At 63.1% G+C, this 21,305-nt stretch carries 17 protein-coding genes, 1 pseudogene and 1 riboswitch; of the genes and pseudogenes, 6 read left to right on the top strand and 12 right to left on the bottom strand.

Annotated elements, in window-relative coordinates:
* Positions 1-101 precede the first annotated feature (101 nt).
* Positions 102-2,060, top strand: coding sequence for a putative bifunctional diguanylate cyclase/phosphodiesterase (locus tag ACVDG8_RS10400; RefSeq protein ID WP_447254632.1), 1,959 nt, complete (start codon positions 102-104; stop codon positions 2,058-2,060).
* 90 nt (positions 2,061-2,150) lie between these two features.
* On the opposite strand, the gene ACVDG8_RS10395 is transcribed toward ACVDG8_RS10400, so the two are convergent.
* Positions 2,151-3,047, bottom strand: a complete 897-nt coding sequence (locus ACVDG8_RS10395; RefSeq protein ID WP_447254631.1) for an AraC family transcriptional regulator — start codon at positions 3,045-3,047, stop codon at positions 2,151-2,153.
* 149 nt (positions 3,048-3,196) lie between these two features.
* Between ACVDG8_RS10395 and ACVDG8_RS10390 the strand changes: the two genes are divergently transcribed.
* On the top strand, positions 3,197-3,922 hold the full coding sequence (locus ACVDG8_RS10390) for an SDR family oxidoreductase (RefSeq protein WP_447254630.1): 726 nt from the start codon (positions 3,197-3,199) through the stop codon (positions 3,920-3,922).
* A 12-nt stretch (positions 3,923-3,934) separates the two neighbouring features.
* Here ACVDG8_RS10390 and ACVDG8_RS10385 read toward each other — a convergent pair whose 3' ends face one another.
* The 7 genes from ACVDG8_RS10385 to ACVDG8_RS10355 all read right to left on the bottom strand — a co-directional run bounded on the left by ACVDG8_RS10385 (position 3,935) and on the right by ACVDG8_RS10355 (position 11,523).
* Positions 3,935-4,105: a hypothetical protein gene (locus tag ACVDG8_RS10385; RefSeq protein ID WP_447254629.1), complete on the bottom strand. Its 171-nt coding sequence runs from the start codon at positions 4,103-4,105 to the stop codon at positions 3,935-3,937.
* Between the two features lie 143 nt (positions 4,106-4,248).
* Positions 4,249-7,650, bottom strand: coding sequence for an acyl-[ACP]--phospholipid O-acyltransferase (locus ACVDG8_RS10380; RefSeq protein ID WP_447254628.1), 3,402 nt, complete (start codon positions 7,648-7,650; stop codon positions 4,249-4,251).
* A gap of 470 nt (positions 7,651-8,120) precedes the next feature.
* Entirely contained in the window at positions 8,121-8,846 is a 726-nt protein-coding gene (locus tag ACVDG8_RS10375; RefSeq protein WP_447254627.1) for an MgtC/SapB family protein, read from the bottom strand.
* 104 nt (positions 8,847-8,950) lie between these two features.
* Positions 8,951-9,109, bottom strand: a complete 159-nt coding sequence (locus ACVDG8_RS10370; RefSeq protein ID WP_447254626.1) for a peptide ABC transporter permease — start codon at positions 9,107-9,109, stop codon at positions 8,951-8,953.
* A gap of 132 nt (positions 9,110-9,241) precedes the next feature.
* Complete coding sequence (gene fba / locus ACVDG8_RS10365; protein WP_447254625.1) at positions 9,242-10,306, bottom strand: class II fructose-bisphosphate aldolase; 1,065 nt, start codon at positions 10,304-10,306, stop codon at positions 9,242-9,244.
* Positions 10,307-10,463: 157 nt separating this feature from the next.
* The gene (locus ACVDG8_RS10360) at positions 10,464-11,198 is read right to left on the bottom strand and encodes a FadR/GntR family transcriptional regulator (protein ID WP_447254624.1); all 735 of its coding nucleotides are present in this window, start codon (positions 11,196-11,198) and stop codon (positions 10,464-10,466) included.
* A gap of 61 nt (positions 11,199-11,259) precedes the next feature.
* On the bottom strand, positions 11,260-11,523 hold the full coding sequence (locus ACVDG8_RS10355; RefSeq protein ID WP_447254623.1) for a hypothetical protein: 264 nt from the start codon (positions 11,521-11,523) through the stop codon (positions 11,260-11,262).
* 34 nt (positions 11,524-11,557) lie between these two features.
* On the opposite strand from ACVDG8_RS10355, the gene ACVDG8_RS10350 reads away from it, so the two are divergent.
* Positions 11,558-13,369: an autotransporter outer membrane beta-barrel domain-containing protein gene (locus ACVDG8_RS10350; RefSeq protein WP_447254622.1), complete on the top strand. Its 1,812-nt coding sequence runs from the start codon at positions 11,558-11,560 to the stop codon at positions 13,367-13,369.
* A 143-nt stretch (positions 13,370-13,512) separates the two neighbouring features.
* Here ACVDG8_RS10350 and ACVDG8_RS10345 read toward each other — a convergent pair whose 3' ends face one another.
* The 3 genes and pseudogenes from ACVDG8_RS10345 to mtnK form a co-directional block, all read right to left on the bottom strand.
* Positions 13,513-13,977, bottom strand: coding sequence for a 6,7-dimethyl-8-ribityllumazine synthase (locus ACVDG8_RS10345; RefSeq protein ID WP_447254621.1), 465 nt, complete (start codon positions 13,975-13,977; stop codon positions 13,513-13,515).
* Positions 13,978-14,054: 77 nt separating this feature from the next.
* A riboswitch (FMN riboswitch) is annotated at positions 14,055-14,199 on the bottom strand.
* Positions 14,200-14,728: 529 nt separating this feature from the next.
* Positions 14,729-15,823: an S-methyl-5-thioribose-1-phosphate isomerase gene (gene mtnA / locus ACVDG8_RS10340; protein WP_447254620.1), complete on the bottom strand. Its 1,095-nt coding sequence runs from the start codon at positions 15,821-15,823 to the stop codon at positions 14,729-14,731.
* Positions 15,820-17,089 (bottom strand): annotated as a pseudogene (gene mtnK, locus ACVDG8_RS10335) (S-methyl-5-thioribose kinase). Before mtnK ends, mtnA begins: the two are co-directional and overlap by 4 nt.
* Before the next feature lie 137 nt (positions 17,090-17,226).
* On the opposite strand from mtnK, the gene ACVDG8_RS10330 reads away from it, so the two are divergent.
* From ACVDG8_RS10330 to ACVDG8_RS10320, 3 genes are all read left to right on the top strand, one after another.
* Positions 17,227-18,738: a sugar ABC transporter ATP-binding protein gene (locus tag ACVDG8_RS10330; RefSeq protein WP_447254618.1), complete on the top strand. Its 1,512-nt coding sequence runs from the start codon at positions 17,227-17,229 to the stop codon at positions 18,736-18,738.
* A 66-nt stretch (positions 18,739-18,804) separates the two neighbouring features.
* On the top strand, positions 18,805-19,800 hold the full coding sequence (locus tag ACVDG8_RS10325; RefSeq protein ID WP_447254617.1) for an ABC transporter permease: 996 nt from the start codon (positions 18,805-18,807) through the stop codon (positions 19,798-19,800).
* Positions 19,801-19,838: 38 nt separating this feature from the next.
* Entirely contained in the window at positions 19,839-20,891 is a 1,053-nt protein-coding gene (locus ACVDG8_RS10320) for a substrate-binding domain-containing protein (protein ID WP_447254616.1), read from the top strand.
* A gap of 75 nt (positions 20,892-20,966) precedes the next feature.
* On the opposite strand, the gene ACVDG8_RS10315 is transcribed toward ACVDG8_RS10320, so the two are convergent.
* Entirely contained in the window at positions 20,967-21,206 is a 240-nt protein-coding gene (locus ACVDG8_RS10315; protein WP_447254615.1) for a DUF1127 domain-containing protein, read from the bottom strand.
* Positions 21,207-21,305 lie beyond the last annotated feature (99 nt).

The raw sequence follows: 21,305 nt of genomic DNA, 5'->3' as shown, positions 1-21,305 counted from the left end.
GAGTGGGGGCAGAAGCCAGAAAAGAGCTTGCGGAGCGCAAAACCCCTGAACCGGGGGCTATTGCCAATGAACGCGCGTCATCCAGATTGCCCGATGTGGACGTGGAGCCCTACGAGCCGCGCCATGGGCCGGGCTCGGATGAGCTCCGCGCGCTTTACCATACGGAAGCCCAAGGGAAGCGCCGGGCGGAAGCCAGGCCGGGGCTTTGGATCGCCGTTGTCATTTATGTCCTGTTTTCGGCGTCGGACCTGCTGCTGATACCGGACGTGGCAGCCCATACGATCGCGGCGCGTTTCGCCGTCGGCCTCACCGCGCTGTTGATCCTGGAAGCACAACTTCGCCGCGGGGTCGCGACCAAATGGCTTAACCTGACATGTGCGGCGGCCATCATCTTCGGCTATATCGGCTGGCTGTGGCCCGCATCCATGGGTGCGGACAAGCAAAGCGTCGCTTACTACATGGTGTTCGGCACTATCTTCATGATGAGTGCCAATCTTTTCTTCACGTTCAGCTTCAAGCTGTCAATCATAACGTCGACGATCATCCTGTGTATTTTGTACATCGTGAATTATTTTGTTCCGGCATCGCTGACATACAAGATGGTGTTCGGAACGTTCTACGTTTCCTGTTTTACATTTACGTCATATGTGAACTGGAAGCTGAATGAAGAACGCTACAACGTCTTCCTGAACGCGCTCGAAGCCAAGATCCAGCACAAGGAAGCCACCGAGCGCGGCAAGGCCTTGCTGCGGCTATCGCGGACGGACCCGCTCACCGGTCTGGAGAACCGGCGCGCGATCGACGAGAAGCTGCGCGATTACTGGAGCGACTGGCAAAAGCAGGGCAGCCGTTTTGCCGCGATCCTCATCGATGTGGATTTCTTCAAGAAGTTCAACGACTGTTACGGCCATCAGGAAGGCGACCGTTGCCTGATCCATGTCGCCAACGCTCTGAGCGATCTGGTCAAGCAATATGATGGCTCGATCGGCCGCTATGGCGGTGAAGAGTTCATTGTGCTCGCCCGCATGGACGGCAAGGAGCGTGTCACCGAACTTGCCGAAGCCATTTGCCGCACGGTCGAGAATCTGGAGCTCATTCACGAGTTGCGCCGCGATGGCATCTCGATCGTGACGGCAAGCGTAGGCGCGGCGTTCACCAGGGCACAGGCCGGGGCCAAACTGGAGAAGATTATCCACGAGGCCGATCGGGCGCTTTATCTGGCAAAGGCAAGCGGTCGCAATTGCGCGCGGCTGTTCGATCCGACCGACCCGCAGAGCGGCGACGAGAGCGAGAATATCGCGGCTCTGTTGAAAATCGCCATCGAACGCAATCTCGTTTCGTTGGTCTACCAACCGATCCAGGATGTAGCGTCCGGACGGTATGAGGCTGTCGAGGCGCTGATGCGCCTCAAAATGCTCGACGGCGTGTTGGTTCCGCCGAGCCTGTTCATTCCCGTCGCCGAACGCACAGGCGCCATACTGGAGCTCGGGCGCTGGGCGATAAGAACTGTCTGCACCGATCTGCAGGCACATGACGATTTCCGTGTCGTCAGCGTCAACGTCTCGCCGGTCCAGCTCAAGGCGCCCGGCTTCGCAACGTCCGTCGCGGCCATTCTGGGCGAGACCGGCGTGCCCGGCAGCAGGCTGGCCTTCGAGATCACTGAAGGGCGCGAGCTGGAGATGGACTCCGACATCCTGCGCTGCATCAGCGACCTCAAAACCCTGGGCATCAGGATATGGCTCGATGATTTCGGCACCGGCTTCGCCGGCCTGTCGTGGCTGCGCCTGATCGATTTCGATACGGTCAAGATCGACCGCTCCTTCCTGCACGACTGCGGCACCGCCAAGGGCATGGCGATGCTCCAGGACATCATCGCGCTCGTCCGCAACCGCGGCCACCAGATCCTGGTCGAAGGCGTGGAAACCGAAGAGCAGATGACGCTGATGCGCGAATTCGGCATCGACAAGGTCCAGGGCTACCACGTCGGCCGCCCCATGCCGGCGACGAGTTTCCAGATCAAGCCGGCGGCACGGCCGTTCACGGTGCTGAAGTCGGCGTGAGGGCTGGGGTGCGGGAAGAGTTGCTCGCGCGCTGTGGCCTGGGCCGCAATTCAGCAAGATCAATTTGGGGTGGCCCGGCTACGGCGGGGCTCAATAGGCTGTAGCCGAGTCCGGTATCTTCTGCAGCCGCTCGATGTCTTGGCGGGGCGGCACACCGAAAAGCCGTCGATATTCGCGGCTGAACTGGGAGGGGCTGTCATAGCCAACCGCGAACCCGGCCGACCCGGCGTTGGCCCCGTCGGCAAGCATCAGCCTGCGCGCTTCCTGCAGGCGCAGCTGCTTTTGATATTCCAGCGGGGTCATGCGCGTGATCGCCTTGAAGTGAGCGTGCAGCGACGACGCGCTCATCCCTGATGCCGCGGCAATCTCGTCGATCCTCAATTGCCCGTGGAAACCGTTGCGAATGGTGGCGATGGCGCGGCTGACCTGGTTCAGGTGGCTGTTGGCGGACCCTATCTGACGAAGCGTCGCGCCGTGCGGCCCGGTGAGCAACCGGTAAAGGATCTCACGCTCGATGAGCGGCGCCAGAACATCGATGGTTTCGGGGCGATCGAGCAGCTTCACCAGCCGGCAGGCGGCATCGATCAGGTCCGGGTCGCTCGGATAGACCGCAAGCACAGGCAAGTCTCTTTCGGGAGAAGCACGCCGTTCCGTCAAAAGCAGGTCGGCAAGTGTCGCGGGGTTGAAGTCGATCTTGCAGCAAAGGTATGGCGCAGCCGGGCTGGCCTCGAGGACATGGCCGACCAGAGGCAGGTCTACCGACACGAGAAGATAGCTCGACGCATCGTAGACCACGCTTTGGTCGGCCAGCGACATACGCTTAGACCCTTGGGCGATTATGCAAAGCGAGGCTTCATAAACGGCCGGTATCGGCGCGCTGGGATGATTGGCGCGAATAAGCGTCAGTCGTGGCACTGCAGTGCCCACCATGCCCGAGTTCGGCCCAAGCCGCGTGATCAGCTGTGCCAGTTCGTTGATTTTCTCCATGCCGCATAAATCTTCATCGCGCGCGATGTTGCAAGGCTCGTCGATTCCTTTGGAGGATCGTGCAAACTCTTTGGACGATCACGCTACCGCCTTCCGTCTGTGTGGCGCCATTTTCCACCCCGTCACCGCAAACCAAAAAAGGAACGATCATGACGGGACTGAAAGACAAGGTTGTGCTCATCACCGGAGCCTCGAGCGGCATCGGCGAAGCGACGGTTCGCGAACTCGCCGCGGCGGGGGCAAGACTGTTCATCGGGGCCCGACGCAGCGAGCGTCTGAAGGCACTGGCCGAGGAAGTCGGCCACGGCGTCGTTTGGCGCGAACTTGATGTAACGGATGCAGCTAGCTTCGATGCGTTCGCCGATGCCGCCTACGCGGAATTCGGACAGATCGATGCGCTGGTCAACAATGCCGGCGTCATGCCGCTGTCGCCGCTTGCGGCGCTGAAGCGGGATGAGTGGTCGCGCATGATAAACGTCAACATCTTCGGTGTGCTGAACGGGATCGCGGCGGTGCTGCCACGTTTCGTCGCGCAGCGGAACGGGCACATCGTCAATGTCGCTTCGGTCGGCGCCCACATCGTGCTGCCGACCGCCGCGGTCTATTGCGGCACGAAATATGCGGTGTGGGCGATCACCGAAGGGTTGCGCCAGGAGCATGACGACATCCGCGCGACGATCATCTCGCCCGGCGTGACCGCGACCGAGCTCGGCGACGACATCAGCGATCCGCAGATCGCTGCGGCTCTGAAGGATTGGCGGCAGAAGTCGCTCACACCGGACGCCATAGCGCGGGCGATCCGCTTTGCTCTCGATCAACCGGATGGCGTCGACGTCAATGAAGTGATCGTGCGGCCGACAGCGGCTAACATGTAGAAGCTTCGCCTGCTATGTCGGCTTGCGGGTGAGCAACTGAGCTCCCCGCATGTCCGACAAGAGGCGCATACCTGCGACGCGCGCCTCGCCGCGCGAAAAGCGCTGGGTGATCGGGCCGAACAGCATCCGCGAGGCGGACAGGAAGGCTTCGCCATCGGCGACGCTGACATGGTGGCCGTGCATTGTTTCCTCCTCCGGTTCATGGTCCCGCTGCGCGGGCTCCCGTCTTTCGCGGGATTGAGACGCAACGGCAGAGCCGATGCAACCGCAACGGCAGAGATTTGATGAACACGCCGGCGCTGGCGCCAGCCTGTCTTGTGGCCGGATCAGGCAGCCTTGACCTTCAGCTCGTCCTCGCCGCGCACCATCCTGACGACGCCGGCGAAGTCGAGCTTGCCGGAGCCGAGCACCGGCACCTTGGGCACGACGCGCACTTCGGCCGGCACCATCAGGTCCATGGCGCCGCTGGCCTTGGCGAAGGCGAGGAAGTCCGCGCGCGTGGCGCCGGCGGCCTCGGTGATCAGGATCAGCTTCTCGCCCTTGCGGGCATCGGGCAGCGTGGCGACGGCCGACAGCGAGCCCTTCCACAATTCACCGGCCAGCGCCTCGACCGAAGCCAGCGAGACCATCTCGCCGGCGATCTTGGCAAAGCGCTTGGCGCGGCCACGGATCGAGATGAAGCCGCCATCGTCGATCGTGACGACGTCGCCGGTATCGTGCCAGCCATCGGCCAGCGGCTCGATCACGCCAGGGTTCTCGGCGCGCAAATAGCCGGCCATGACGTTGGGGCCGCGAACGAACAGCCGCCCGCCTTCCTCGACGCCCGGCACCGGGTCCAGCCGGTATTCCATGCCGGGCATGATTTTGCCGACGCTGCCCGCCTTGTTGTACATCGGGGTGTTGATGGCGATCACCGGCGCGGTTTCGGTCACGCCATAGCCTTCCAGGATGCGCAACCCGAACTTCTCCATATAGGTCTGGCGGGTCGCGGCCTTCACCGGTTCGGCGCCGGCAAAGCAGTAGCGCACCGAGCGGAAGTCGTAAGGATGCGCTGTGCGGGCATAGCCGGCGAGGAACGTATCGGTGCCGAAGATGATCGTCGCGTTCGAGGCATAGATCAGTTCCGGCACGATGCGGTAATGCAGCGGCGAGGGGTAGAAATAGACCGGCACGCCCGAGATCAGCGGCAGCACCGTGCCCGCCGTCATGCCGAAGGAGTGGAAGATCGGCAGCACGTTGAATACCTTGTCGCCCGAGTGAAAGTCGATGCGCGAGGCGGCCTGGGCGGCGTTGGCCAGTATGTTGCGGTGGGTCAGCACCACGCCCTTAGGCGTGCCTTCCGAGCCCGACGTGAACAGGATCGCCGCCGCATCGTCCGGCTTGCGCGCCACACGTGGCGTCGACTTGCGCACCAGGCCGAGCAGCTTGTCCTTGATGCCGATGGTCTTGCGCAGATCGTCGAGCCAGACGATGTCGACCGATTTGCCGATTTCCTCGACCACGGGTCCGAGCTTTGCCTGGTCGATGAAAGCGCGGGACGTCAGCACAGTGCGCACCTCGGCCGCCTTGCAGGCCGACAGGATGTTGGCAGCACCGGCGGTGAAGTTGATCATCGCCGGCACCTTGCCCGCCGACATGACGCCGAGCAGGGCTGCGCAGGCGCCATTGGCATTGGGCAGCATGATGCCCAGCGTCTGCTGATCGGGGTAGAGATGTTCGAACTTCTCGCCGAGCACGGCGGCGGCCGTCAGCAGCTTGCCGTAGTTCAGCGACCCGGTGACCGGATCTTCGACGGCAAGCTCCTTCATGCCGCGCTCATGCGCCGTCTCGATGATCTTCTGCAGCACCGTCTTGTCGATGTCCTGGGTGCGGAAGACGAGGTCCGACATCACCTGGTAGAGCGCCGAACCGGCGGCGGCGCGGCGCTGGCGGCCCTTCAATTCCGGCGAAACCTCGAGCTTCACCGGCTCAAGGATGGTGACCTTGACCTTCGGGAACAGGCGACGGCGCACATGCTGCGAGGACAGCCGCGAGAAGTAGCTCTTCTCCAGCCCTTCGATGCGCACCGGCACCACCATCGATCCGGTCTTGTCGGCAACCATGGCGGCGCCGTCATAGACCTTCATCAGGCCGCCGGTGACGGTGATGCGTCCTTCGGGGAAGATGACCAGCGGATCGCCGCCCTGCACGACCTTGATCAGCGTGCGCGTCGACATCGGCTTGGCCGGATTGAGCGGCAGCGCCCGCGCAAGCTTCATGAACGGCTTCATCCACCAGGCCTGCGCGATCGTATAGTCGATGGCGAAGACCGGCTCCTCGTCGGTCAGCGTCAGCGCCAGCGGGCCGTCGAGGAAGCTGACATGGTTGAGCGCCAGGATCGGCGCCTTGCCGGCCGCCTTGAGGTTATCGAGGCCTTCCACTTCAAGCCGCAGGAAAGCGCGGAACAGGATGGAGACGAAATCGCGGAACGGATTGGTCGGCAGGTATTTCAGCATCAGCCAGGCGGCGATCGCATTGGCGATAACGAGGCCGAACAGGATACCGCCGGTGGAGACCTTCGTCTGGATCAGGGCGACGAGAATGCCGCCGACCGTCATGAAGCCGGCATTGACGATGCTGACCGCTGCGACGACGCGGGCGCGGCGCGCCTCGGGCGACCAGGCCTGCACGGCGGCGAAGGTCGGCACCACCAGGAAGGCGGCGGCAATGGCCATGCCGGCGAGGTCGATGGCGACGCGGATGGTGTTCGGCCCGGCGAAGAAAAGGGCAAGTGTTTCGGCCTTCGGCGAAGGCGTCATGCTTGAGATGGTCCAGGCGAGATGCAAACCGAACAGCGCCATGAGCGCCGTACCGACGGGCGCTGGCAAGAGCACGATACGGCCCTGCGACATCCAGGCGGCAATGGCCGAGCCGATGGCGATCGAGACAGCGAACACGGCGAGATAGGCGGTGACCGCGATCTCGTTGCCGCCGAGCTGCTCCTTGATCAGCGTCGGCTGGATCGACAGCACGATGGCGCCGATCAACCAGAACCACGAGGTCATCAGGCCGGCGCGCCAGATACGCGTGTCGGTGCGCAACTCCGAGACCTGGCGCCAGGTCGAGCGGAAGATGTTCTTGTCGATGGCAAGGTCGGGCGCGGCCGAACCGGTGGAGGGGATATAGCGGCTGACGAGCCAGCAGCCGACGGCCAACGCCATCATGATCGGTCCGAACACCGCGACGCCGATGCCGTCGGCCGAGACAACGCCGCCGGCTATGGTGCCGCCGAGGATGGCGGCGAAGGTGGCCGACTCGATCCAGGCGTTGGCCTTGGGTAGTTCCCTGCGCTCGAGGTGATCGGGCAGGATGCCGTATTTGATCGGCCCGAACAGCGCCGAGATGACGCCGAACATCAAGAGCGCCGTCATCAGCACGGGGATCGACGACAGCGCGATGCCGACGACGGAGACTCCCGCCGCGGCGATCTCGGCGAATTTCAGCCGCTTGGCGATCAGCGCCTTGTCGAAACGGTCGGCGATCTCGCCGCCCAGGGCTGACAAAAGCAGGAAGGGCGCCATGAACACGGCGCCTGCCAGCGTCACCAGCGACGCCGCCTGATCGGCGGCAAGCGTGAACAGAATGAGGAACACCAGCGTGTTCTTCAAGAAATTGTCGTTGAAGGCCGAGAGGAATTGCGTCCAGAAGAGCGGCGCGAAGCGCCTAGACATCATAAGATGGGTGTTCATGGCAATTTCCATTGGGCAAGACCGACAGGCAATCCGATCGGATTGTGCGGTGACTTGCTCGGTTTGAGCCTTGTTTATCGGGCAGGGGTTAAAGTTCGTTACCGCAGTTCAGTCCAATCCATTTGCTTCTTGTTCTTGGCGCCTCGTAGCGTCTGTCGGAGACGGGTCTCCAGACTGTCCGGGCGCTTGAACAATTGCGAGCATGGCTGTCGGCGAGCATCGATATGATCCTTTCGTTTCAAGGTTAGTTCAGGTCGGCGCCGGCTTGTTTCAGGCCGGATACAATGGTCATTGCGTGGACCGAGTGCTTCCAGCACAGCGCTGACGACTCCTCCCGACCAGTCGCATTTCCTATATGAACAGTGTTCATATCCGCACCATAGCACATCTTGAACGCTGTTCAAGAGAAAAATGAACACGGTTCACCGCGAGGGATGTGTGGCTAATCCAGGCGAAATGAGGCGTTGTCTCTAGAACGGCTTCTCGCCGATCACTTCGAAGCGCTCGATCGCGCAGTGCTGGGCGATCACCGCCAGCACGTCCGTCGAAGGCTCGACCGCGTCGGGCTGCTTCCATTGGACATTGAAGGAAAAAACGAAGCGGTTGCCGTCGCGATCGTGTTCCACGCCGACGAAGCGTGCGTCGTAGCCGAGCGGCCGTACGATGCCCCCAATGTCGGGCGGCGAACTCTTCGGCCATGACACCGAAAGGATCGCCTTGTGATCGCGCGCGATCTTGAGATCGACCCGTTTCAGGGCCTGCAGTGTCACCAGCGTTAGAACGGTCGCGATTCCGGCGAGACCATACTGGCCGCCGCCGAAGGCCAGCCCAATCATGGTCATGATCCACATGGTGGCGGCGGTGGTCACGCCGGTGACGAGATCGCCGCGCCGCAGGATGGCGCCGCCGCCGATGAAGCCGACGCCGGTGAGCACGCCGAGCGCGAAGCGCATGACGTCCATGCGCACGAACGAGTCCGGCCCCTTGCCTGAAACGTCGAGCAGCATATTGGCCTGGACCATGGCAACGCAGGCTGCAAGGCCGACCAGGATGGTCGTACGAAGCCCGGCGGAATGGCCGCGCGCCTCGCGGTTCAAGCCGATAACGAAACCCGCCAGCAGCGTCAGCAACAGCCGCAAGACGAGATCCGGCCAGGTTGGATGAAGCGGCATGTCGCAGCAGAGCGGCTCGAACATCTGTTTACCAGCGCGGTGCGGAAAGACCGCGCCTCGATTGCGTTTGAGACGTTCAACTGGCAGGGTTGAGGATTGTTCCTTTAGCCGCCCCCGGCGGACGGTCATCAATGGGCGGCGAGGCTGACCAACAACGCCAGTGCCACGATGCCCACCAGCCCTGCGATGAAGATGATGCGCTGCGTGCGCGTGCGCAGGATGATCTCGCCCTGACGGGCACTTTGGCCGGAAAAGACCGGTCCCTCGCTGTCACGATCCTTGCTCATGATCTGCTCCTTCCCTTTGAACGGGTGTGGAAGGTCTGTGAGCGGAAACCAATTTGTCGGCGTGAAGTTCCGCCGCATTTTTCTGGTGGATGCCCGCGACCGGAATTGCACCGGCCGCGGGCAAACGGCGGCTCAGCCGAATTTCGGATCGAGGCTGCCGGACTTGTAACGCTTGGCCATGTCGGCCAGCGGGATCGGCTTGATCTTCGGCGCATTGCCGGCGGTGCCGAACTGCTCGAAGCGCTCCTTGCAGAGCTTCTTCATCGCCGCCATCGCCGGCGTCAGATACTTGCGCGGATCGAACTCCGACGGGTTTTCGGTCAGCACTTTGCGGATCGCGCCGGTGAGCGCCATACGGTTGTCGGTGTCGATGTTGATCTTGCGCACGCCATGCTTGATGCCGCGCTGGATCTCTTCCACCGGCACGCCCCAGGTCGGCTTCATCTGGCCGCCGTATTTGTTGATGATCTCCTGCAGATCCTCCGGCACCGAGGACGAGCCGTGCATGACCAGATGCATGTTGGGCAGGCGGCGGTGGATCTCCTCGATCACGTTCATCGCCAGCACCGCGCCATCCGGCTTGCGCGAGAATTTATAAGCGCCGTGGCTGGTGCCCATGGCCACCGCCAGCGCATCGACATGCGTGTCCTTGACGAACTCCACCGCCTGCACCGGATCGGTCAAAAGCTGGTCGTGGCTGATCGCGCCTTCGACGCCGTGGCCGTCCTCCTGCTCGCCGCCGCCGCTTTCCAGCGAGCCGAGCACGCCGATCTCGCCTTCCACCGAAACACCGCCCCAATGCGCCATGTCGACGACGCGGCGCGTGATACCGGAATTATACGCATAGTCGGCCGGCGACTTGCCGTCTTCCTTCAGCGAGCCGTCCATCATCACCGAGGTGAAGCCGTACTGGATCGCGGTCACGCAGGTCGCTTCGTTGTTGCCGTGGTCGAGATGCATGCAGACCGGGATGTCGGGATGGATCTCGACCAGCGCGTCGATCAGCTTGGCCAGCACCACGTCATTTGCGTAGGCGCGCGCGCCGCGGCTGGCCTGCAGGATGACCGGCGACTTGGTCTCCTCGGCCGCCTCCATGATGGCGAGGCCCTGTTCCATGTTGTTCATGTTGAAGGCAGGCACGCCATAGCCCTGTTCTGCGGCATGGTCGAGCAATTGTCTCAGTGTGATGCGAGCCAACGACTAGTCTCCCGTATCTGGTTCGAGCCCGTGTTTGAAAAGGCCGCCCGATCGTCGGGCGGCCCCGTTGCTTCTGGCCGGATTTCCGCCCGACCGCAACAGCCCGGAGACTTGCGAGGCGCAATTCTTGTTACAGCCTGTAGGAGGCGCGCAGGCGCTACTGCCGGCTGCCCTGCCTGGCCGCGAGCGAAAGCCGTACGTCCTCTTCAGCGCCATCCAGCAAGGCGATCAGCGCCTTGCTGGTGGCTGCCGGATCACGCTTCCCGATGTTCTCGGCGATTTCCTGATGCAGCCTCAGCGAATGGCTTTGTCCAGCCGGATTGTCGTCCGAAAGCCGGAAGCTGATGATCAGCGCCGTCTCGATCAAGGCAGCCAGCGAGCCGATCATCTCGTTTCCGGACATGTGCAGGATGGACTGATGGAAGGCGAGGTCAGGGATGGCAAAGCGTTCGCCGTCATCGCCGGCCTTTTCCATCTCGTCCAGGATTGCCCACAGCTCGGCTACTTGCTCGGATGTGGCGCGCTCCGCCGCCAACGCCCCGGCCATCGGCTCGATCGCACGGCGCAACTCGAACAGCGAGCGCGCATCCTCGGCCGTCGCCCGCGCCCCGAACCGCCACATCAGCACGTCCGGATCGAGGAAATTCCAGTCCCGGCGCGGGCGCACCCGCGTTCCCGTTCGCGGACGCATCTCCACCATGCCCTTGCCGGCGAGAACCTTGATGACTTCGCGCAGGCAGGTGCGGCTGGCGCCATAGGAGGCGCTCCAGTCATCGCCGTTCGGCAGCTGGTCGCCGGGTGTGAATTCGCCGCTGACGATGCTTTGGCCGATCTCGTTGAGCAGCCTGCCATGCAGACCGGTATGCGACGAGCCGGCCATGAACGGCGTCATCAGGAGCATCCGGGAACGGCTTGCGTTAATCTTCATACTATTCACATTATTCATATGATTGTCACGTGCGCCTCCTAGTAAGCACACCGTTGAACAAGCAGCCAGAGCCGATCGACAAAATACCGCGCAACCGCACCTGAAGAACCACAAAAATCTGGGCTTCTGACATCGCCGGCGGCGCTTCCCGTCGTCGCCCGATGTCGTGCGCGCAATTTTGTCGACGAGCCATACAACAGGAACGCGACAGAATGTCCTCCACGATGATTTTCCGCGCCAGCCAGGCCGCCGCGAGGCAAACGGCAATGGCTTGGATCCCCAAAGTCATGGCCTCCTGCCTTATTGCGTCCGGAGCTCTCGTTATGACATCGGCGCCGGCCTTTGCCGTCGAACCGTGGATTATGGTCGAGAAGACGACCTTCACGGGCGACGCGATCGTCGCCAAGCAGCAGGGTGTGACGACGGACGGAACGAACTGGTATTTCTCCGGCACCAATGTGCTGGAGCGCACCGACAAGAGCTATAACCCCAGCCTCCAGGTCTCGCCGGCGATCCCGAATGTCCTCAAGCTGCCGTCTCAATACTCCGACATCGGGCTCAACCACATCGGTGACATCGATTACGCCGACGGCTATCTCTACATCTCGCTCGACTCCAGCAACCGCGATCCGGTCACCGGCGGCAAATACGAGAATCCGGTCTTCGCGGTCTACCGCGCCAGCGACCTGAGCTTCACCGGCCAGGCTTTCGCGCTCAATCCGCCGCACGGCATCCACGACATCGCCAGCTGGGTCGCCGTCGATGCCAAGAACGGCCTCGGCTATGGCATGGCCTATGAAAACGCGACGGAGATAGCTGTATACAATCTCTCGGATTGGAGTTTTAAGGAATACATCCCGCTATCCCACACGATCGACCAGGCCCAGGGCGGCAAGCTGCTCGACGGCTGGATGTATTTTTCCACCGACAATGACGACAAGATCATCTACCGAGCGAACCTGAAGACCGGCGAAGTCGAGAATCTGGGCAATCTGAAGCTCGACAGCGAGCAGGAAGTCGAGGGTCTGTCCTTCAACATGACCAAGGACGGTTGGTCGATGTACATCCTCAACCGGGAAGCGCTGGAGGGGAATCCCGACGAGGAGGCCGTCGGCTTCTATCGCTATCTGCGTCCCTACGGGAACGCGCTTTCCGGCGAAGTCCATGCCGACATCATGGGCGCGCTTGTCGACGACAGCCGCTTCGCGCGGGATTCGGCAAACCGCCGGCTCCGCTCGGCCTTCGATGCGGATGACGTGTCCCTGACCACCGCCGCCATCGACGCCAGTGGCCTGCATGCCGCGCCCGCCACGGCCGACGGCATCGTGATCTGGAGCGAAGCGCTTGCCATGACCGGCAATGTGAGCGGCTCGGGTGATGCCGCCGGCTTCGACCGCACGACCGCGGGCTTCGTCGGCGGCGCCGACATTCCGCTCGCGAGCTGGCGGCTGGGCGTACTCGGCGGCTACAGCCGCACCAATTTCGACGTCACCAACCGTGCTTCCTCCGGCTCCAGCGACAATTACGATCTCGGCCTCTATGCCGGCACGCAATGGGGAGCTCTCGGCTTCCGTGCCGGCGCGGTCTACGGCTGGCACGACATCGACATCCGGCGCAATGTCGTCTTCCCGGCCTTCAGCGAGTCGTTGTCGGCGGGCTACAGGGCCGAGACGGCGCAGGCTTTCAGCGAGCTCGCCTACAAGCTCGACACAAGCCTCGGCGCGTTCGAACCCTTCGCCAATCTGGCCTATGTCCATCTCGACACGGATGGTTTCGCCGAGACCGGCGGCACCACCTCGGCTTTGACCAGCCAGGGAGCCTCGAGCGAAAACACCTTCTCGACCCTTGGCCTGCGCGCCTCGACCCGGCTCGGAACGGGCATGACCGCCTTGCATGGTATGCTCGGCTGGCAGCATGCCTATGGCGATGTCCAACCGGCGACGACGCTTACCTTCAACACCGGGGCGTCCTTCGCCAGCGCCGGCGTGCCGATCGCCAGGGATGCGTTAGCGCTGGAAGCCGGCTTCGATGTGTTCCTGTCGCCCAAGGCAACGCTGGGCGCCTCCTATTCCGGCCTGATCGCCAAGGAAGCCCAGGGCCACACTTTCAAGATCAACTTCGACCTGAAGCTGTAGAGCAATTCTAGGAAAAGTGCGTAGGGGCTCCGTGGAATTGCGTAAAAACACAGATTTAGAGCGGTTCCGCGGTTCTGTGAAACGCTGAACCGCTTGAGCCGGGCCGAAGAGTGCCGGGCGGGCTTCCCCGCCCGGCGGCTTCCTCAGGCAGCGAGTCTTGCGCGCGCGGCGAGGGTCTCGACGCAGGCTTTCGCCGCTTCCTTGCCCTTCACGATGAAATGCTGGTGGAAGAAGCGGTGATGCTCGGCGCTGTCATGATAGTTGTGCGGCGTGAGCACCGCCGACAGCACCGGCACGCCGGTCGCAAGCTGCACGTTCATCATGCCGTCCAGCACGGCGCCCGCGACGAAGTCGTGGCGATAGATGCCGCCATTGACGATGAAGGCGGTGCCGAGGATCGCCGCATAGCGGCCGGTCTCGGCCAGCGTCTTGGCGTGCAGCGGGATTTCATAGGCGCCCGGCACGTCGAAGACATCGACGTCAAAGCCGAGCACGGCAAGCTCTGCTTCGAAGGCTTGCACGCACTGGTCGACGATATCGGCGTGCCATCGCGCCCGAATGACGGCGATGCGGCGGGTTTCATGGTTTCTTGGGGTATGCTGATTCATGGGTCCATCCTTCCGTTTCGAACCAGAATCAGGACGCACGATACGAAACCCGGCCCGCGCGAGCGGTCCGTCTTCCGTTTCGTTCTCTTCCATCCGGACTGTAACCGTCGGCTCCGGAATCACACCGGATCTGCTGACCCTCTCGTTGCCGAAAGGCGCTCGCGGGCTTGGGTCGAAACCCTTACCGCCGGTGGGGACTTTCACCCCGCCCTGAGAACATTAACGGCGGTTTTATGAGAGGATGGGAAGGGGCTGTCAATTGGTTGGAGCGCTAATCTCCCCCCTTGAGGGGGAGATGGCCGGCAGGCCAGAGGGGGTCGGTTCGACTGGATGCGACCTGCTTGTGGCAGATGGAGGTTAGCGCTCCACGCGCGGCGACCCCCTCTGTCGCCTTCGGCGACATCTCCCCCTCGAGGGGCTACGGCATCCACACATCTTCTGTGACTGGCGTGACTGGTCGGCCCGAGGCTTGATTGCCATGTGGTTCCCCCAATCCGTCGCTGCTTCGCAGCGCCACCTTCCCCTCCGGAGGGAAAGGAAGGGAGTTTTGCTGGACGAGCGTTGACGGCAAAAAGCTTGGCGCCTTTCCTCTACCCCGTCGATCGGGGAGAGGTGGCTCGGCGAAGCCGAGACGGAGTGGGGGGTCGACCAGCGCAGTGTTAGACAAAGCATGCGCCAAGCTGCCATGCACGCTATCGCCAAGACCAGCCGGCTGGAAATGTGTGCATACCGTAGCCTCGAGGGGGGGAGATCACCCACGCTCCGGAAACATCGCCTTCAACCCTTCGCGCGAGGCCTTAGCCACGCCGCGCTCGGTGATCAATCCCGTCACCAGCCTTGCCGGCGTCACGTCGAACGCCGGGTTTGCCGCCGGCGTCGCCTCGGGCGACACGCGCACCTGGGCGATCTTGCCGTCCGCGGTCTTGCCCCAGACCAGCGACACCTCGTCGCCCGAACGTTCCTCGATCGGGATTTCGGCCAGCCCGTCGGCCACCGTCCAGTCGATGGTCGGCGAAGGCAGCGCGACATAGAACGGCACATCGTTGTCGGCGGCGGCCAGCGCTTTGAGATAGGTGCCGATCTTGTTGCAGACATCGCCATTGGCGGTGGTGCGGTCGGTGCCGACGATCACCATGTCGATGTCGCCATGCTGCATCAGATGGCCGCCGGCATTGTCGACGATCAGCGTGTGCGGCACGCCATGGCCGGCCATCTCCCAGGCGGTCAGCTGGGCGCCCTGGTTGCGCGGCCTGGTTTCGTCGACATAGACATGGACCGGAATGCCGGCCTCGACGGCGAGATAAATCGGCGACGTGGCGGTGCCGTAATCGACGGTTGCCAGCCAGCCGGCATTGCAATGGGTCAGGATGTTGACCGGCTCGCCAGGCTTCTTGCGCGCGGCGATCTGCCTGATGATGGCAAGCCCGTTCTCGCCGATGGCGCGGTTCAGCCCGACATCCTCGTCGGCGATCTCGGCGGCGCGCTTGTAAGCGGCCTCGGCGCGCTCTCCTGGCGCCAACGGCTTCAGGAAGCGCCGCATCTCGTCCAGCGCCCAGCGCAGATTGATCGCGGTCGGCCGCGTCTTGTTTAGCGTCTCCCAGACGGCGTCGAGCGCCGCGTCCGATGCATCGTCCCTCATCTGGATGGCGACGCCGTAGGCGGCGGTGACGCCGATCAGCGGCGCGCCGCGCACCCACATGTCGCGGATCGCGGTGGCGATGCCGGCGACAGTCCCGATCGTCTCGATGCGGAATTCATGCGGCAGCCAGCGCTGGTCGATGATCTCGACGGAACGCTTGTCGTCGCTCAGCCAGATGGTGCGAAAGTGGCGGTCGCCGACGTTCAAATTCTCTTCTCCTGTTCGATCAGCGCGGCCAGCCCGTTGACCTCGTCGATGCTGTGGATCTGGCGTCGGTTGACGGCGATATGGCGGCCGAAGCGCAGCGCCTTGGCCTCACATCTGGCGCGCAGATCGGGATCGGCAATGGTTTCGAAATCGGCATTGTGGGCAAGGCCGAGGATACGCCGGTGCACCTCGATGCCGGCAAAGCCGAGCAGGTCGGTCCAGATGGAGTGCAGCACATGGTCAAGCGCCTGCTCGGCGCCGAGCAGGTCGCCTTGGTCCTCGAACAGGCTCTTCTGGTAGAGCATGCCGGTGCGTTCGGTGCGCCACAAAGCTGAGAATTCGGCGCGGAACACAGCCCAGGTCTCGTTGGTCACTTCAAGCAGATAGTCGCGCATCGAGATCCCTTCTGCCGTTCTCCTCATGGCCGTGCTGCGAGAAGAAGGACATCCAGAAATTGGCGAGCAACATGCCGACATCGAAGGCCATCGGGCCATAGAAGGCGAATTCCGGATCGATCATCCTTGTCTCGGTGTCGGTGACCATGATCGAGCCGGAATGCAGATCGCCATGCAGCAGCGTCTCGGCATTGGCTGCAAACAGATGCTTCAGCCGCTGCGCCTCGACCTTGAGATCGCGGTCGGCACGCAATTCGGCGACCAGGCCGTCGAGCTGCGGCGAGGTATGCCGGTTCAACTTGGCATCGAAATAGGGGTCGGAAAACACCAGGTCTTCGGTGATGCCGCAGAGCTCGACATTGTCGGCGAACAACGCAAGGTCGGCCTTGCGGTCCTTGGTCGGCATAGAGAGGTCCGAGCCGCGGAACAAAGTGCGGGCCATGAACAGGCCGATATCCCTGGCGATGTTGGGCAACAGGCGCCCGTCGATCAGCGCGCGCCTGAGAATGATGTGTGGCGGTGCCAGATACTCCATGATGATCAGCGCCTGGCCTTCATCGAAATAATAGATGGCCGGCACTGAGCCAGGCGCTCGGCGCTCCTGCCTGGTCAGCGCGTGATATTCGAAGAAGGAGCGTTTCAGCGGCAGCGGCCAGCTGTCGCCGACTAGCCGCACATAGGGCAGCGCCTGCTTGACCACCGCCGCGCCGTGATCGCCCTCGACGATGAAGACGAGGTTCAAATTGCCGTCACCGACCTCGCGCACTTTCCACTGGCTGGCATCCCTGCCGATGCGCTCGGTCAGTGCGGTGGTCTCGCCGAGGCGCTTCGGCAGCGTCTCCACCGACAATGCTTCGAACTTTCCGGTCATTCTCTCCCCTCCTGCGCGTGGTTCCAGACGATAGCGGAGCCACGGCGGCGAGGCCAAGCTAGGAAGCGATCTGGCAAATGTCAATCGTGTTGACAATTGCCGAGCGAGCTCATAGCGTCATGGTCAGGGAGGAACGAATGGGCGCAGATGCCGTGTTCCGTGTGGAGGGCTTAAGGAAATCCTTTGGGCAGAACGAGGTGCTTGGCGGCATCTCGCTCGATCTCTTTGCGGGCGAGGTAACCGTGCTGATGGGCGCCAATGGCGCCGGCAAATCCACCCTGGTCAAGATCGTCAGCGGGGTCTACGACCGTGGCGCTGGCGCGATGCAGCTCGCCGGCAAGGGGTTCGACCCGCACACGCCTGCCGAGGCGATCCGCGCCGGCGTCGTCACCGTGCACCAGAACATCAATGACGGCGTGGTCGCCGACCTCGACGTCGCCACCAACCTGACCCTCGACAGGCTGAGCGGCAAGGGCGCGTCATTGCTGTTCAAGCCGCGCAATGTCCGCGCCGAGGCGAAAGCCGTCGCCGACCGCATGGGGTTGACGCTCGATCTCAAGGCGCGCGTTGCCGACCTAGCGCTCGCCGACCGCCAGATGGTGGCAATCGCTCGCGCCATGGCGCATCAGCCGAAAGTGCTGATCCTCGACGAACCGACCTCCTCGCTGTCGAGCGCCGAGGCCGACCGGCTGTTCGCGCTGATCGACCGGCTGCGCGGGCAGGGTGTCGCCATCCTCTACATCTCGCACCGCATGTCCGACATCAGACGGCTGGCCGACCGCATCGTCTCGATGCGCGACGGCATCGTCTCCGGCGTCTTCGACCAAAAGCCGCTCGACTATGAGGGCGCGGTCAACGCAATGCTCGGCCGCAAGATCCATCTCGACCAGGTGGTGGCGAGACACTCGGCGCGCCCGGTCTTCACCGCCGAAGGCCTGCGCATCGCGCCGGGCGCCAAGCCAATCTCGATGACGCTCGGCACCGGCGAGGTGGTGGCCATCACCGGCCTGGTCGGCGTCGGCAAGACGGCTTTGGCCGAGACTTTGTTCGGCGTGCGCAGGCCGCTCGCCGGCGCCATGCATATGGATGGCAAGCCCTATGCGCCGGGGTCGGCGCGCGCGGCGATCGCGGCCGGCGTTTTCCTCGTCGCCAAGGACCGCGCGCAGAGCGGCATCGTCGGCGGCTTCAACATCGAGCGCAACATCAGCCTGCCGTTCCTGAAGCGCATGTCGAGCCTGAGCGTGATGAAGAAGCGCGCCGAGCGGCTCGTCGCGCGCCGCCAGATCGACGAGCTCGGCATCGTCTGCCGCTCGGAGAAGGACGAGCTCTCGGCGCTGTCCGGCGGCAACCAGCAGAAGGTGATGGTGGCGCGTTGGATGTCGCAGGCCTCACGTCTGTTCATCCTCGACGAGCCGTTCCAGGGCGTCGACATCTCGGCCCGGCGCGACATCGCCGCCAAGCTCAGGGCAAGCGCCGACGGCCGCGCGACGCTGATCTTTGTCACCGAGATCGACGAGGCGCTGGAGACGGCCGACCGCATCCTGGTGATGTCGGAACACACAATCGTCGGCGAGCACAGGAACGCCGACATCGACCTCGACCGGTTGCTCGCCGAAGTGGCCGGCGGGCCGCTCAACAGCGCGGCGTGAGATCAGGGAATATGGAGTGGAATGGGAAATGAGCTTTGCCTGGACAGCCACGCGGCGGAGCGCTGAATGACGGCGCGCGACTATGCCATCCGCTATGGCTTCATCGTCCTGCTGGTCGGGCTGATCGCCTATTTCGCTCTCTCCGCCGACGGTTTCGTCTCGCCGCAAAGTGCCGTCTTCATCTTCCAGTCGGTGGCGATCACCGGCGTGCTGGCGCTTGGCGTCACCGCGACGCTTGTCGTCGGCGGCTTCGATCTGTCGATCGGCTCGGTCGCCACCAGCGCCATGATGGCGGCGTCCTATGCGATGGTGGTGCTGGAGCAGAACACCGTCGTTGCTGTCATCGCCTGCCTTGTCATCGGCGTCATCGTCGGCCTCATCAATGGCTGGCTGATCGTCTATATGCGCGTGCCCGACCTCCTGGCGACGCTCGGCATGATGTTCCTCTTGCTTGGCCTGCAGCGTATCCCGACAGAAGGCCGCTCTATCGCCACCGGCATGACCTTGCCCGACGGCTCGGTCGCCAACGGCAAGTTCTCCGACGCCTTCCTGGCGCTCGGCCGCCACCGCTTCGACTTCTTCATCCCGAACCTGATCCCGGTCTCGGTCGTCGTGCTGGTCGTGCTCGCCGTGCTGATCTGGTTCTTCCTCGAATACACCCGCTTCGGCCGCATGATGTATGCCGTCGGCTCAAACGAGCGCGCCGCCGAACTCGCCGGCGCGCCTGTCAAGGCATACAAAATCTGGGCCTACGTCATTTCAGGAGTTTTTGCCTCGATCGGCGGAATTTTGCTGGCCGCCCGGCTTGGACGCGGCGACATCGCCTCGGGTAATAATCTCCTGCTCGACGCTGTTGCCGCGGCGCTCATCGGCTACGCGGTGCTCGGCGCCGCCAAGCCGAACGCCTTCGGTACGGCGGTCGGCGCGGTGTTTGTCGGCGTGTTGCTGCAGGGCCTGACGATGATGAACGCGCCTTACTACACGCAGGATTTCGTCAAGGGCGCGGTTCTCGTCGTCGCCCTTGTCTTCACCTTCGCCCTTTCCGGCAGGGGCAAGAGATAGGTTCGACCGGGGTATTCAGAAAGAAAATGGAGGAAAAATTGAGCATCACGAGAAGACTTTTGGGGAAGGCGGCCCTTGGCCTGGCGGGCGCGGCGCTGCTGGTGCAGGGTACCGCCCTTGCGGCGGACAAGCCGGCGCCGTTCGACAAGCCCGGCGTCAAGATCGCGCTGGTGCGCTATCTGTCGACCGGTGACTTCTTCCAGGCCTATCTGTCGGGTGTCGAGGCGCAGTCCAAGGCGCTCGGCATCGACCTGCGCGTGCTGGACAGCCGCCAGGACGCCGCACTCCAGGCCGACATGGTCGACCAGGCCATCGCGCTTGGCGTGCAGGGCATCATCATCCAGCACGGCCTGACGGAATCGATGAAGGACGCCGCCCAGCGCGCGGTCGATGCCGGCATCAAGGTGGTGGCCTTCGACGTCAATGTCGAAAACCCGAAGATCCCGCAGATCGAGCAGTCGGACAAGGACCTCGCAAAGCTCGCGCTCGAACAGGCGGTCAAGGACAATGGCGACAGCTGGAACGCCGGCTATGTCTATGTCGCCGGCATCGCGCCGCTCGACCGCCGCAACGAGACCTGGCTCGACGTCAAGAAGAAATACGCCGGCATCAAGGAAGTCGCGCAGTTCGGCACGCTCGACAACCCGATCGCCAATTCCGTCGCCAACCAGGCGCGCTCGGTGCTGCAGGCGCATCCCGACATCAAGGTGATGTTCGCGCCCTATGACGAGTTCGCCAAGGGCGTGAAAATCGCCGTCGACGAGGCCGGGCTGAACAAGGGCATCAAGATCTATTCGGCCGACATCTCGACCTCGGACATCGCGGCCATGCGCGAGACCGACAGCGCCTGGGCCGCGACCGCCGCCACCAACCCGGCCGTCGTCGGCCAGGTCTCGGTGCGCGCGCTGGCGCAACTGCTTGCCGGTGAAGACCCCGGCCACAACGTCATCGTGCCGCCGACGCTGATCACCCAGAAGGAGCTGGTCGACAAGGACATCAAGAACATGGAAGACCTGTCGGCCAAGCTGCCGCAGTTCGCCCACGCCAATGTCGCCATGCCGGCCTGGATGCCGAACCCGAACGCCAAGTAAACTCAGGCAAATTGAACACAGAAAGAGCGGCTTTCGGGCCGCTCTTTCTGTTTGGATAACCGCCAATCGTTCGCCCTATCGCTGCCAGAAAGGCAGCTTGGCGATCTCCTCCTCGACCTGCCATCTGGTCAGCCCGATATCGTCGATCAAATGCGGATTGTCGCTCGCCATGCGCTTGAGATCGAAGCGGAAGCGGGTCTGTCTGCGGCGCGCCGCGAGAAGGCTGCGCAACGCCGCCAGGCTATAAGGCCGAGGCCTTTCGCGAATGGACGGCCGCTCTGCCAGCCCCTGGCAAGGCAAAAGGATATCGTTCATGGCAACCTCCATGCAGTTTGGGCTCGAAGGCCCGTGACTTGAATGAGGTTGAATTCTGCCGGATGCCGCCAGTGGAGTAATTAAGCGCTCCCAAATAGT

Source organism: Mesorhizobium sp. ORM8.1 (genome assembly GCF_053005525.2).
The sequence above is the reverse complement of the archived record's forward strand: the minus strand, read 5'-3'. Positions and strand labels throughout refer to the sequence as shown.

Excerpts from the sequence above, each read along its gene's own strand:
- ACVDG8_RS10390 (WP_447254630.1), top strand. The coding sequence starts at position 3,197 with ATGACGGGACTGAAAGACAAGGTTGTGCTCATCACCGGAGCCTCGAGC.
- ACVDG8_RS10350 (WP_447254622.1), top strand. The coding sequence starts at position 11,558 with ATGACATCGGCGCCGGCCTTTGCCGTCGAACCGTGGATTATGGTCGAG.
- ACVDG8_RS10345 (WP_447254621.1), bottom strand. The coding sequence starts at position 13,977 with ATGAATCAGCATACCCCAAGAAACCATGAAACCCGCCGCATCGCCGTC.
- ACVDG8_RS10360 (WP_447254624.1), bottom strand. The coding sequence starts at position 11,198 with ATGACGCCGTTCATGGCCGGCTCGTCGCATACCGGTCTGCATGGCAGG.
- ACVDG8_RS10375 (WP_447254627.1), bottom strand. The coding sequence starts at position 8,846 with ATGTTCGAGCCGCTCTGCTGCGACATGCCGCTTCATCCAACCTGGCCG.
- ACVDG8_RS10315 (WP_447254615.1), bottom strand. The coding sequence starts at position 21,206 with ATGAACGATATCCTTTTGCCTTGCCAGGGGCTGGCAGAGCGGCCGTCC.
- ACVDG8_RS10380 (WP_447254628.1), bottom strand. The coding sequence starts at position 7,650 with ATGAACACCCATCTTATGATGTCTAGGCGCTTCGCGCCGCTCTTCTGG.
- ACVDG8_RS10370 (WP_447254626.1), bottom strand. The coding sequence starts at position 9,109 with ATGAGCAAGGATCGTGACAGCGAGGGACCGGTCTTTTCCGGCCAAAGT.
- ACVDG8_RS10395 (WP_447254631.1), bottom strand. The coding sequence starts at position 3,047 with ATGGAGAAAATCAACGAACTGGCACAGCTGATCACGCGGCTTGGGCCG.
- ACVDG8_RS10325 (WP_447254617.1), top strand. The coding sequence starts at position 18,805 with ATGACGGCGCGCGACTATGCCATCCGCTATGGCTTCATCGTCCTGCTG.
- ACVDG8_RS10385 (WP_447254629.1), bottom strand. The coding sequence starts at position 4,105 with ATGCACGGCCACCATGTCAGCGTCGCCGATGGCGAAGCCTTCCTGTCC.
- ACVDG8_RS10355 (WP_447254623.1), bottom strand. The coding sequence starts at position 11,523 with ATGACTTTGGGGATCCAAGCCATTGCCGTTTGCCTCGCGGCGGCCTGG.
- ACVDG8_RS10330 (WP_447254618.1), top strand. The coding sequence starts at position 17,227 with ATGGGCGCAGATGCCGTGTTCCGTGTGGAGGGCTTAAGGAAATCCTTT.